12 protein-coding genes are annotated in these 11,930 nt (G+C 43.3%); 5 read left to right on the top strand and 7 right to left on the bottom strand.

The window, feature by feature from the left end:
* Positions 1-10 precede the first annotated feature (10 nt).
* The 4 genes from RWS24_RS04010 to ccpA all read right to left on the bottom strand — a co-directional run bounded on the left by RWS24_RS04010 (position 11) and on the right by ccpA (position 4,135).
* Positions 11-490, bottom strand: coding sequence for a hypothetical protein (locus RWS24_RS04010; protein WP_314365640.1), 480 nt, complete (start codon positions 488-490; stop codon positions 11-13).
* A gap of 71 nt (positions 491-561) precedes the next feature.
* Complete coding sequence (locus RWS24_RS04005) at positions 562-1,884, bottom strand: glycosyltransferase family 4 protein (protein WP_125444764.1); 1,323 nt, start codon at positions 1,882-1,884, stop codon at positions 562-564.
* Between the two features lies 1 nt (position 1,885).
* Entirely contained in the window at positions 1,886-2,884 is a 999-nt protein-coding gene (locus tag RWS24_RS04000) for a glycosyltransferase family 4 protein (protein WP_002904961.1), read from the bottom strand.
* Between the two features lie 246 nt (positions 2,885-3,130).
* Complete coding sequence (gene ccpA, locus RWS24_RS03995) at positions 3,131-4,135, bottom strand: catabolite control protein A (RefSeq protein ID WP_002894913.1); 1,005 nt, start codon at positions 4,133-4,135, stop codon at positions 3,131-3,133.
* Positions 4,136-4,297: 162 nt separating this feature from the next.
* Here ccpA and RWS24_RS03990 point away from each other — a divergent pair, with 162 nt between their 5' ends.
* The 5 genes from RWS24_RS03990 (at position 4,298) to RWS24_RS03970 (ending at position 9,455) form a co-directional block, all read left to right on the top strand.
* Entirely contained in the window at positions 4,298-5,380 is a 1,083-nt protein-coding gene (locus tag RWS24_RS03990; RefSeq protein ID WP_125338472.1) for a Xaa-Pro peptidase family protein, read from the top strand.
* 514 nt (positions 5,381-5,894) lie between these two features.
* Entirely contained in the window at positions 5,895-6,941 is a 1,047-nt protein-coding gene (locus tag RWS24_RS03985) for an iron ABC transporter permease (RefSeq protein ID WP_314365633.1), read from the top strand.
* Position 6,942: 1 nt separating this feature from the next.
* Positions 6,943-7,698 (top strand): ABC transporter ATP-binding protein, encoded by a 756-nt coding sequence (locus tag RWS24_RS03980; RefSeq protein ID WP_268685971.1) that lies wholly within the window; start codon positions 6,943-6,945, stop codon positions 7,696-7,698.
* A gap of 55 nt (positions 7,699-7,753) precedes the next feature.
* Positions 7,754-8,782 (top strand): ABC transporter substrate-binding protein, encoded by a 1,029-nt coding sequence (locus RWS24_RS03975; RefSeq protein WP_314365629.1) that lies wholly within the window; start codon positions 7,754-7,756, stop codon positions 8,780-8,782.
* Positions 8,763-9,455: an alpha/beta hydrolase-fold protein gene (locus RWS24_RS03970; RefSeq protein ID WP_314365627.1), complete on the top strand. Its 693-nt coding sequence runs from the start codon at positions 8,763-8,765 to the stop codon at positions 9,453-9,455. Before RWS24_RS03975 ends, RWS24_RS03970 begins: the two co-directional genes overlap by 20 nt.
* Before the next feature lie 121 nt (positions 9,456-9,576).
* Here the strand turns inward: RWS24_RS03970 and RWS24_RS03965 are convergent, their stop codons facing one another.
* The 3 genes from RWS24_RS03965 to RWS24_RS03955 all read right to left on the bottom strand — a co-directional run bounded on the left by RWS24_RS03965 (position 9,577) and on the right by RWS24_RS03955 (position 11,929).
* A complete protein-coding gene (locus RWS24_RS03965; protein WP_314365625.1) occupies positions 9,577-10,764 on the bottom strand; it encodes an NADH-dependent flavin oxidoreductase in 1,188 nt (395 codons plus the stop codon).
* A gap of 110 nt (positions 10,765-10,874) precedes the next feature.
* Positions 10,875-11,438, bottom strand: coding sequence for an Ada metal-binding domain-containing protein (locus RWS24_RS03960; RefSeq protein ID WP_314365623.1), 564 nt, complete (start codon positions 11,436-11,438; stop codon positions 10,875-10,877).
* Entirely contained in the window at positions 11,435-11,929 is a 495-nt protein-coding gene (locus tag RWS24_RS03955) for a methylated-DNA--[protein]-cysteine S-methyltransferase (RefSeq protein ID WP_049540659.1), read from the bottom strand. Before RWS24_RS03955 ends, RWS24_RS03960 begins: the two co-directional genes overlap by 4 nt.
* Position 11,930: the final 1 nt, after the last annotated feature.

Here is an 11,930-nt window from a genome sequence, read left to right as displayed (position 1 = left end):
GCAAGAGCTATTAACCATCAAAACCAGAAAAACGATTTAGAGCCTCTTGACTCAAAATCGCAGTTTGACGTTTTTTACGGTATTGCTCTGCCAACAGCATTCCTCCCAAAGAAAGGAATAACAAGACATGAATATCTCTAGCATTATAAAGCGTGGAAGTGATTGGATTATAAATCTTATCTCCTGAGTAAAAAAGTCCGTCAAAAAAGTTTTTGAATAGATAATAATACTGAACCCCTGGAATCAAAAGAAGAAAGGGCAGTGAAAAGCCTTGCACCCGAGTATTTATATAAGCAATCCCTGCACCAACCAAGGGCAGCAGTAAAAGATAATACAAAATATTAAAGTTTGAAAGCCAGTTCAAAACACTTTCTACACTTTCTGTATTGTCTATAAGATATCTCCAAAGCTCTTGCCAAATCCAATCTGAAGCAATGAAAATGCCATAGAAGAAAAGCAGCCACGGCAACTGTTTGAGATATTTTTTCATAAGATTTCTCCTCTATTTCTAAACAAAACCTTACATCAATAGCTATTGCCACAATGATGTAAGGCATGTTTCTATTCTAATAACTTAGTAATATTCCTGATTTTTTTCACTTGCTTACTCGAAGCTTTGAGGATACGAACGGAGCCATTGATTGGTAGAGAAATGACTTTTCCAGGCAGATAGGCCACTGTCTTGGCCAGACGCTTGGCAGCACTTTCCTCTGGGCTAAGCTCATTATGGAAGTCCTTGGAAATAGTCAAATCCAGATAAAACTCATAGACTCTGCGACCAAAATTCTCCGCTGAAATCTCGTAGAGCTTGTCTGCTAGCTTCTGCTCATCCATGTCAGGTGTCGCAATAATCGCCTCTAAAATAGCGCCTGATAAATCCCGCTCTTGGTAATAAAGGGTCCCAAAAATCTTGTCACTGATAACATTATCCAGATAAGGATTTCCATGGGCAATAATCGGCGTGCCGCTGGCTAAGCTTTCCAGATAAGTCAAACCTTGAGTCTCACTGGTTGACGCAGAGATAAAGAAATCCGCAGCTTTATAGTAAAGGGCCGTATCACTAGGAGCAATCATCCCCGTAAAGATGACAGCTTCTTCAATCTGAAGCTTGGCAACCAGTTCTTTCAAGTCTTCCGCATAAGGACCGTCACCGACAATGACTAGCTTGACTTTGTCATTTTCTTCAAGGACAGCAGGCATCGCCTCAACGATAGCCTGGATATTCTTTTCATAAGAAATTCGCGACAGACTAAGCAGCATAATCTCATCTTCAGCCAGTCCTAGCTTGAAACGAAGCTTCTTGATATCCTCACGCGAAATTTCCGGCCGTTCAAACTTCGCCAGCTCAATCCCTGTCGGAATCACCCGTTTTTCTGCTTCAATTTTATAATCAACCAAGAGGTCATAAACAATCTCGCTAGGGCAGATAACCCCATCCAAGTCACTCATGAAGCCACGGACGATGTACTTGACCATGCTAGGACGGATGACCATCCCCTTAGCAATATAGTGCACATAATCCTCATACTGGGTATGATAGGTATGTACTACCGGAATCCGCAGCTCTTTGGCAATCCAAATCCCCAACAGCCCTAGTGAAAACTCAGTCTGGGTATGGATAATATCCAGCTGGTACTGACGGGCAATTTCTAAGGCATGAGAAAAACCTCGGTAAGCCACTCTCCGGTCCTTAAAGGCAAAGAAAGGTACGCTGGGAATCCGAATAATCTGCCAATCCTCATAACGATTGACATCCTTGTCCGTCGTCGTAAAAATAAATACCGCATGACCTAATTTTTCCAGCTCCGTCTTCAAAGTCCGAATACTGGTAGCAACCCCAGAGACCTGAGGAAAATAGGTATCTGTAAAAAGACCAATACGCATCTTACATCTCCAAAACTGTTTGATAAGCCTCAACTAACTGATCTGCAACATCGTCAATAGACCGGCTTTTAGCCACCTGATAGCCTGCTTCGCGCTTGTCCACCTTTTTATCTAAGACATTTCTCAGAGACTGGACAAACTCATCTACATTATGGCAGAGCTCGGCTGAACGCTCATCCACCCAGCCCTGATAGACTGGAATATCACGCAGCACAACATTCTGCTCACTAGCCAAGGCTTCCAGGACAACAATTCCTTCTGTTTCCTCATAGGACGGGAAAAAGAAGGCATCTGCTCCTGACATGGCTCCCTGGAAAACAGCTCCCTTAAAATAGCCAGGGAATTCGACATTATCAGGGTGGTCAAAGAGAACCAAACGGCGAATCTTGCGCGGAATCAACCAGAGATTAATAGAGCCCAGCCAGATAAAGCGTACATCAGGCATCCTGCGGGCAACCTCTACAAAATCCTCAATCCCCTTGCGGCGGAAATAAAGTCCAGCACAGACGACAACCTTCTGCCCTTCTTCAATCTTAAAATACTTTTTAAAAACTTCTTCCTTGCGAGCATCTTTCTTATACTTAGGCAGGTCAATACCGTTTGACACAGCCACCATGGGTGTAGTGACCCCATAAGACTGGATCAGCTGCTTGGAATACTCCGATGGCGTGATAATGAAATCCGCCTTTTTATACATGTGAGTCAGGTATTTACCAAAGAGCGGAGCAAAGAGATTGGATCCAATAAAGGAATTTTCAAAGTCCTCCTTGGTCGAATGCCCATGCATAATAACTTTTTTATTGCCCCTCTTGGCAGCATGCAGAAGAAGCAAGCTACGGGGACCATAGGTATTGATGTGGACCACATCATAATCTCCTAAAACGTCCGTCGTATAAGGAATCCCAGCCAAATCCAAGGCATGCATCTGATGCTGGAGGGCTCGGCCGATTCCTGATTTCTCCAAAACGGACTTTCCTTCAAGATACAGTAATACTTTCATACTTCCTATTATACCTAAAATAAAATAAAAAGGAAAACCACAAGGGCAAATGAGGTAAAAAATCCATCCAAAGCCTGATAAGGTTTAGAAAATCGCTCTAATTGAACGGAAACATAAAAAAGCTGAGGTACTATACCTCAGCCTCGCTTCATAATCATAAAACTCTCTTAAAGCAGTCATTGACCCAGTCTCTTCAGTCGCTTTTCAAGTTTAAAGAAGTTCCTAATCAGACTTGCAGATCACCGCTTATTTCCGAGTTGATTTACGCTCGCTAATGCTGTGAGCTAGGAGAACTTCGCGTTCTTCCAATTCTTCCTTATGCATAATCTTAGTCAGCATGCGCATACTGATAGCGCCGATGTCATAAAGAGGCTGACCGATTGTGGAAAGGTTAGGACGAGTGAAACGAGCTACTTGCGAATCATCACTGGTAATGATTTCAAAATCTTCTGGAACCTTGATTCCTTGATCAGACAGACCATTTAAAAGGCCTGCTGCCAGTTCATCTCCTGTGACAAAAGCTGCAGTTGCTTTGGAAGCAATAACACGCTCTGCCAAGTGGTAGCCATCATCATAAGAATATTTAGATTCAAAAACCAAGCCTTCGCTGTATGAAAGTTTCTTGTTCTTCAAGCCATCTTTATAGCCTGATAGACGGATTTTCCCATTGATATCATCTACAAGCGGTCCGCTGACAAAGGCAATTTTCTTATTGCGCTTAGCCAGTAATTCTACAGCATCAACCGTTGCTTGTTTGTAGTCAATATTGACGCTCGGAAGCTGATGCTCCACATCAACAGTACCCGCCAAAACGACCGGTGTACGCGAACGTGAAAACTCTGAGCGAATTTTCTCTGTCAAATGATAGCCCATGAAAATAATGCCATCCACCTGCTTAGAGAAGAGAGTATTGACAACGGATACTTCCTTATCATCGTCCTCATCACTGTTAGCCAAGACAATATTGTATTTATACATTTCAGCAATATCATCAATTCCTTTTGCCAAGGTTGAGAAATAGCTATTGGTAATATTTGGAATGACAACGCCTACGGTTGTAGTCTTCTTACTGGCTAGTCCACGTGCCACTGCATTTGGACGATAGTCAAGACGATCAATGACCTCTAAAACTTTTTTACGTGTGTTTTCTTTGACGTTCTTGTTTCCATTCACTACTCGACTGACTGTCGCCATCGAAACTCCCGCTTCACGGGCGACATCATAAATCGTTACTGTGTCGTCTGTGTTCATATAGTTTCCTTTCTTCTATTGAAAATATCGTTTTCACTTTCCTACATTCCCCATTTTATCACTTCTTGTAAACACTTTCAAGTATTTTGATAAGTTTTTGAAAAGTCTTGCTTTTTTTGACATTTTTTGCCAAAATAGAGGCATAGAAAGAAGGTTGTGACCATGACGAAAATTCAACAAATTACCCATTATCTAGAGAATGAGAAGCTAGATGCTGCTGTTCTGTCTGATCCTGTCACTATCAATTATCTGACTGGTTTTTATAGCGACCCGCATGAGCGGCAGATGTTTTTGTTTGTCTATCCTGACCATGAGCCCCTGCTCTTCGTTCCTGCTCTAGAGATTGAGCGAGCTTCAGGAGCTGTTCCCTTTTCAGTCCTTGGCTATATGGACTCTGAAAATCCTTGGCAGAAGATTAAAGCTGCCCTGCCGGCTCACTCTTTCAAAACTGTCGCCCTTGAGTTTGATAACTTGATTTTGACCAAATATCATGGATTGAAAACTGTCTTTGATAGCGCAGAATTTGCCAACCTGACTCCTTACATCAACCGCTTGCGCCTGATTAAGTCTGCCGATGAAATCCAGAAAATGCTGATAGCTGGCCAATATGCTGACAAGGCTGTTAATATCGGTTTTGACAATATCTCACTTGACAATACTGAAACAGATATCATCGCTCAGATTGACTTTGCCATCAAGCGAGAAGGTTATGAGATGAGCTTTGAAACTATGGTGCTGACGGGAAATAATGCTGCTAATCCGCACGGCATTCCCGGAGCCAACAAGGTCGAAAACAATGCCCTCCTGCTCTTTGACCTTGGCTGCATGGTCAATGGCTATGCCAGCGATATGACAAGGACCGTTGCTGTCGGCCAGCCGGATCAGTTTAAAAAAGATATCTACCATCTGACATTGGAAGCCCAGCAAGCTGCTCTTGACTTTATCAAGCCAGGCGTCACAGCTCATGAAGTAGACCGCGCCGCTCGGCAAGTCATCGAAAAAGCGGGCTATGGTGAGTATTTCAATCACCGCCTCGGCCATGGTATCGGTATGGATGTTCACGAATTTCCATCAATTATGGAAGGCAACGACATGGTCATCGAAGAAGGCATGTGCTTCTCTGTTGAGCCTGGTATCTACATCCCTGGCAAGGTCGGTGTCCGCATTGAGGACTGCGGCTATGTCACTAAGAATGGTTTTGAACTCTTCACCGAAACTAGCAAGGACTTGTTGTATTTTGAATAGAATTTTATAAGCCTATATTATGTCTTGAATGATTATTGGGCTTGGCAAAAGCCATCTGCCCATTTTAGCTACCATTATTGAAAGCTTTCAGGTATCACTTTTTTGATTAATGAGGAAATCGAATACCGTGACCGCTTTTCACTCTTCTTTAGCTCAAATAGGTTTTGAATATCGTTATAGCTCTCTTAGTCCTTACGTATTTATAATTTCAAAAAACGATAGAAAAGTTTCTGTCGTTTTTTCTTGTTTCCTAGTAATTATACTAAGTCATTTAGGTTCACCTGCTTTTCCTCTAATGATGTGAGCTGTCAGAGACTTTCCAAAGAACTCATTTGCTCCGCACTAACCAGTTCTTACACCAGAAACATATTTTCATCATTGAGAAGAGAATGCATCACAAATCCTTATCATATCACAGGTTTTTATCCCTTCTTGCCCTTCTGATTTAAAAATGTTATAATTTTTTATGAAAAATTGTCTAAAAATTCTAATCTTTGCTGTTAAGGAGGTCTGGATGCTCTTCAAAAGGTCAGAAAATCACAGATTTTCTCGCTATATCTGCCTGCTCTTGCTTCTCATCATTTTTCTGGCTTGTTCTCTCTTTTTAGCGGTATCTTTGGGATCAGTCACTATTGACATACAAGATACTTACCAGATTATTTTCAGTAAGCTCGGCTTTTCCCTTGGCACAGGCAAACTATCGCCGTCTACAATTGCTATTGTTTGGAACATGCGGGTTCCAAGAGTACTCTTGGGAATCCTAGCTGGTGCTGGCCTTTCTGTCTGTGGCAGCGTCATGCAATCTACCGTCAACAATCCCATCGCAGAGCCTTATATCCTAGGAATTTCAGCGGGTGCAACCTTCGGAGCCACACTGAGCATTATCTTAGGTCTCAAATCCATTACTGGCACAGGTGCCTTTATAGGAGCCATTCTGGCATCAGCCGTGGTCCTTTTTATCGCATCCATGCAGGGAAAAATGACGACAAGCAGTCTGATTTTATCAGGAACAGTTGTAAATGCCCTTTTTATCGCCTTTTCCAACTTTATCATTTCTGTCAGTGCTAATGCTGACAGCCTTATGACGATCAAGTTCTGGACTATGGGTTCACTGGCCGGAACTTCTTGGTCAGATCTTGCCTTGCCGGCTCTTGTTGTTGGCCTCTCCTTTTTGTTTTTCTGTTCCCAGTATCGTATTTTCAATACTATGATGATGGGGGACGAAGCAGCTTTGACACTGGGAGTCCCTCTGCATTTTTACTGGTTCCTTTATATCACAGTTGTCGCAATAATGACTGCGGTGCTGGTTGCCTGCTGCGGCATTATCGGCTTCGTCGGACTAATCACTCCGCACATTGCTCGAAGATTAGTCGGTACCAACTACAAAGGGCTCTTTCCTATCGCTACCCTGCTCGGCTCTCTCTTTCTTGTCTGGGCAGATGTTTTAGCTAGAATTTTGGTCAAAAATGCCGAGCTGCCGATTGGGATCTTCACCGCTTTGGTCGGTGCCCCCTTCTTTATCTACATTGTAGCCAAAAGCCGAAAGGAGGTAAGCAGCTGATATGGATCTAACTTGCCAAAATATCCACTATTCTATTGGCCCAAAAGAGATTTTGAAAGGGATTTCGCTCAAGGTCGAGGGAAATCAGTTTCATACCATTTTAGGGCCCAACGGAAGCGGCAAAACTAGTCTGCTCAAAACCATCTACCGCCAAATCAAACCTGACAGCGGGGACATTTATCTAAACGGTAGACCACTTGAACAGGTCAGCATAAAAAAAGCAGCCCAGAAAATAGCCGTTGTAACTCAGTTTAACCATCTTCAGTTTGACTGCACCGTCCAAGAAATCGTCATGCTGGGTAGGACGCCGCATCTGTCCCTTTTTCAAAAAGAGAGCGAAAAAGACTATGCCCTTGTCCGTCATGCCTTGAGACAGGTGGATATGCTGGATAAGGGAGAGCGAACCTATCTCTCCCTATCTGGTGGTGAGAAGCAGAGAGTCTTGCTGGCACGCGCTTTGGCTCAGCAGCCAAGCCTACTGCTCCTAGACGAGCCGACCAATCATTTGGATATCAAATACCAGCTGGATATGCTACGTATCGTGAAAGACCTGAACATCAATGTTTTGGCTGTTTTACACGATATCCAACTGGCTTGTCGGTATTCAGACTATTTGTACCTCATGAAAGGAGGTGAGATTGCATACCAAGGTGCTCCAAAGGAGGCCATCACCCATGATTCACTGCAAGCCGTTTACGGTATTCAGAGCAAAGTGATCTGGACCAAGGATCGACAGGCCATGATTCAGTATCTATAAGAGCCTGCTCTCAGCTTTATCTATACAAGCTCCAAGCCCAAGAAAGGAAGGCAATATGAAAAAAACACTCAGTATCTTACTCGTCGCAACTGCTGCACTGACAATGGCAGCCTGCAATTCTTCATCTAAAGAAAGTACGAAAGAAAGCTCAACTTCACAATCTTCCTCCAAAACAGAAAGCGCGAAAAAGAGCACAGCAGAGACAAAATATCCCGTGACAATCAAAACTTACGATGCCGAAGGCAAGGAGATTGATCAGGTCTTTGAAAAGGCACCGGAAAAGGTCATCACCAACAACCTTTCGACGACCGAAATCTTGATTGAACTAGGATTGAAAGACAAGATCGCCGGTATGCTCAATCCAGACAACGATGTCACAGATAAATACAAGGCTGATATTGCCACCATTCCGCAAGTCGGCGACAAGAAAACCGTATCACAGGAAACTGTGCTATCCTATGAGCCAGATGCTCTTCTTGGCCGAAACATGATGTTTTCCGAGAAGTCTCTGGGGACAGTCAGTGCCTGGAATGAAAACAAAATCCCTGTCTACACACAGAAGGCTTCCCTGTCCAATACCAAGCAAGACCTAGGAAATATCGTTGAAGATGTCAAGAATATAGGAACCATCTTTAATGTCCAAGACAAGGCCAATCAGTATGCCGACCAGCTGCAGGCAAGAATTGACGGTGTCAAGAAGACCAATAAGGCTAGTCAAGGGGAAAAGAAAAAAGCGCTCATCATGTGTGCCTACAACGATGAGACTTTCGGTGCTTATAAGTCAGCCCTGCAGGAGAGCTTGCTTAACCAGCTCGGTTATACCAATGTAGCGACTGGAACCTCTGACTTGACCTTGGAAAATCTGGTCTCTATGGATCCTGAAGTCATCATCTACGTAACCAGCGACCGCAACAAGGCCATGGATGAGCAAGCAGTTGATCTAATGAAAGCCAATCCAGTTCTGGAAGATGTACCAGCGGTCAAAAATCAGAAGATCATGACCATCTCCTATGATGAGTTCATGGATTATGGTCCTGCTGTAATTGACTCACTTGAGAAAATCAATGACTTTGTCAATAAATAAGACCTTTGTCTGGGAGGGGATTACTGTCAATATTGCCCTGCCCCAAGATTATGACGGATCACGACCTTATCCAGCAATCTTGCTAAATGATGGAAAGATAAACTACCTGAGCAGGCTTTCTTCATCGGTAATCTTAATCGGACTGATATCAAACAACAGGCTGGACGATTACACACCCTGGAAAGCCAATGCTCTAAAGCCTGGCAATCCTGATTTTGGCGGCAGAGCAGATAGCTACCATCAGAAACTATTCAACCGTATATTAGCAGAAATCAGACAGCACTACCTACTGGATGACAAGAGAATTGCTTATGGTGGCTACTCTCTCGGTGGACTAGCGGCTGTGTACAGTCTCTATAGCAATTGCAAAATCCCCTGTGTCTTTTCTATCTGCGGTTCCTTTTGGTACCCAGGTTTCACCGACTTTTGCCGGACCCAGGACTTGAAAAACAAGGACTGTCTAGTCTATTTGCAGAATGGAAAGACAGAAGGAGCGAATCACTTGAACCGACTTTCCAAAGCTCCTCATTATGCTGCAGAAATTCATCGCTTGATTCAGAAAAAAATTCTTACCACATTCTCCATCTTTGACCCTTACGGTCATCATGAAGCCCTCAAAAAGCGCTATGCTGCCTTTTCCGACTGGCTGGCCACACAATGGCATATTGACTAATGAAAATCCCCTTTGTCACTAACAGTAGCTGACAAAGGGATTTTTAGTTTATTGCTGTACGTAAAAAAGACTCTCACCAGTAAAATGGTAAAAGTCTTGAAAAAAAATTACACCAAAATTATTACTGCCCCTCATCCCCAAATTTACCAGTATGAAGGTGGGTAATACTGTCATGACCAGGTAGAGGAGGCAGCCCGCCAGAATCCTTACGACTGAACACTTCAAGCAAGCCCGGTGTCAATCGAGAGTTTTCCAACTGCTCAGGGCTAATCTCATGGACAATTTCTGCTCCTCGTCCCGTCTGTACTTTATAGCCAAACAGCGGGTCAATCAAGGTACCACGCCCGATTGCAACCAAATCCGCAGCCGTATTCTCAATAGCAGCTTCTGCATCTTCCTGACTAAAGACACCACCGATTGTAATCAGTTTAGTTTGCTCATCCATCACTTCCTTAAAATGATCTGCATAGGTCTTGTCAGATCCTGCAGGTTTTGAAGCATAGCCAGCCAAAAGCGACAAATGGATGTAGTCTAGTTCGTGCTTGACCAGCTCCTTGACCAAAAGCTTGGCTTCTTCATAAGTATAGCCGACTTGATCTTCATGGATTTCATCTGGGCTAATCCGATAGCCAATAATAAAATCTTCCGGCGCATACTTGGCCGCAGCACGCTTCACTTCCTCGACTACTGCCAAAGGAAAGGCCATACGTTTTTCCAAAGTTCCGCCCCATCTGTCCTGACGAACATTGGAAGTGCTAGAAAAGAATTGCTGCAGCAGATAGTGGTTGGCACCATGGATTTCCACTCCTGAAAAACCAGCTTGAACTGCACGTTTGACTGCCCGACCAAAATCCTTGATAATTTCAAGGATTTCTTCATCAGTCAATTCTCTCACCGGATATGGCAGGAAAGAAAAATCTAAGGCACTTGGAGCCAATACTTCCTCACCCTTCAAAGCACGGCCGGAAGCTGCTATCCCACCATGATGAAGCTGCAAAATCGCTTTATTGCCATCTTTTTGAAGGGCAGCAGCTAATTTTCTCTCCCCTTCGATGTGGTCATCAGAGTAAATACCTAATTGAACTGGGTAACCAGTCTGGTAACAAGGCCCTCCTGATGGACTAACATAATGAAATTCAGTAATCAAAAGACTTGCTGCCTGAGAGCGTGCTCCATAGTATCGTAAAGTATCATCAGACACAAATCCTCCTTCTAAGCCACTGAAAGTATACATAGGGGACAGCACCAAACGGTTGGTTAATTTGGCACCATGACGCAATTGAATCGGGTCTACAATTTGTTTAGGCATAGTAAAAATCTCCTTTCTTCTTTGACAATTGGTTTTCAATAAGTATTTATTACCAACAGGTATTCGCTATTAAAATCTACGCTGTAACATCATGAGAATTCATTATACTTTTATTTATAACGTCGTTTTCTATACTCCATCGGACTCACTCCGTAAGTCTTCCGAAATAATTTTGCGAAATAGGCTGCATGCAGGCCGCCTGAATGCTCTGCAACTTCTTGGATTGAGAGATTAGTGTTGATTAGTATTTCTTTAGAGTATTCTAATCGAAGTTCGCGTAAACGTTCTTGTGGTGTTTTTCCAGTCACACTCTTATAGACATGCCGAAGATAAGACTCAGAGCCTTTTGCCATAAAAGCTAAATCTTTCAAAGTTAAACTTTGCTGGAAATATTCTTTTAAAATATGATCAATTTCTTCCACCCACTCCTCTTTGCTAACCGGCTTTCCTAGTGGACGGCATCGTTTACATGGTCTATATCCTGCTTCAACTGCCTGCTCTGCTTTTTGAAAAATTGTTACATTTTCTTTTTTGGGAAGACGAGAGGCACATGAGGGACGACAGAAAATTCCGGTACTTCTAACAGCATACCAAAAAAACGTATCATAATCACTGTTATTACTTTTAATAGCCTCCCACTCCCAATCTTCAGCCATATGTCCTAACGCCATCATTTCCTCGCCTCCAGCTTCAGCAGGTAAGCTTTTTTATCAAGTCCGCCGGCATAACCCGTCAGCTCGCCATCGCTTCCAACGATCCGATGACAGGGAATTAAAATAGAAATAGGATTATGCCCAATCGCACCTCCGACTGCTCTGGCCGAACCAATCTTACCATACTCGGCTTGTAACTCTCGTAGAATATCTGAATAGGTAGCCGTCTGACCGTAGGAAATCTTCTGCAACACTGCCAGAACCTTGCTTCTGAACTCAGTCACTTGAGGTGCCAATGGAATTTCATCTGTTGGGGGATTTTCCCCCTTAAAATATGCATCTAGCCATGCAACAACGCGTTGGCTGACTTCTGTTTCCTCCTGCTGTGCTTGCTCCAAATCATAGCCTGCACCATAATATTTCTGTCCTTCCAGCCACAGCCCCAGCAGGGCAGTTTCGTCCGTCATAATGAGAATACGGCCGATTGGGGATTTGTAATAAGTTATGTACATT

It is taken from the genome of uncultured Streptococcus sp. (assembly GCF_963528215.1).
GTDB lineage: Bacteria > Bacillota > Bacilli > Lactobacillales > Streptococcaceae > Streptococcus.
This window is presented reverse-complemented; position numbering and strand designations above follow the sequence as displayed.

Excerpts from the sequence above, each read along its gene's own strand:
- RWS24_RS03955 (WP_049540659.1), bottom strand. The coding sequence starts at position 11,929 with ATGTACATAACTTATTACAAATCCCCAATCGGCCGTATTCTCATTATG.
- RWS24_RS04010 (WP_314365640.1), bottom strand. The coding sequence starts at position 490 with ATGAAAAAATATCTCAAACAGTTGCCGTGGCTGCTTTTCTTCTATGGC.
- RWS24_RS04005 (WP_125444764.1), bottom strand. The coding sequence starts at position 1,884 with ATGCGTATTGGTCTTTTTACAGATACCTATTTTCCTCAGGTCTCTGGG.
- RWS24_RS03960 (WP_314365623.1), bottom strand. The coding sequence starts at position 11,438 with ATGATGGCGTTAGGACATATGGCTGAAGATTGGGAGTGGGAGGCTATT.
- ccpA (WP_002894913.1), bottom strand. The coding sequence starts at position 4,135 with ATGAACACAGACGACACAGTAACGATTTATGATGTCGCCCGTGAAGCG.
- RWS24_RS03965 (WP_314365625.1), bottom strand. The coding sequence starts at position 10,764 with ATGCCTAAACAAATTGTAGACCCGATTCAATTGCGTCATGGTGCCAAA.
- RWS24_RS04000 (WP_002904961.1), bottom strand. The coding sequence starts at position 2,884 with ATGAAAGTATTACTGTATCTTGAAGGAAAGTCCGTTTTGGAGAAATCA.
- RWS24_RS03985 (WP_314365633.1), top strand. The coding sequence starts at position 5,895 with ATGCTCTTCAAAAGGTCAGAAAATCACAGATTTTCTCGCTATATCTGC.
- RWS24_RS03970 (WP_314365627.1), top strand. The coding sequence starts at position 8,763 with ATGACTTTGTCAATAAATAAGACCTTTGTCTGGGAGGGGATTACTGTC.
- RWS24_RS03990 (WP_125338472.1), top strand. The coding sequence starts at position 4,298 with ATGACGAAAATTCAACAAATTACCCATTATCTAGAGAATGAGAAGCTA.
- RWS24_RS03980 (WP_268685971.1), top strand. The coding sequence starts at position 6,943 with ATGGATCTAACTTGCCAAAATATCCACTATTCTATTGGCCCAAAAGAG.
- RWS24_RS03975 (WP_314365629.1), top strand. The coding sequence starts at position 7,754 with ATGAAAAAAACACTCAGTATCTTACTCGTCGCAACTGCTGCACTGACA.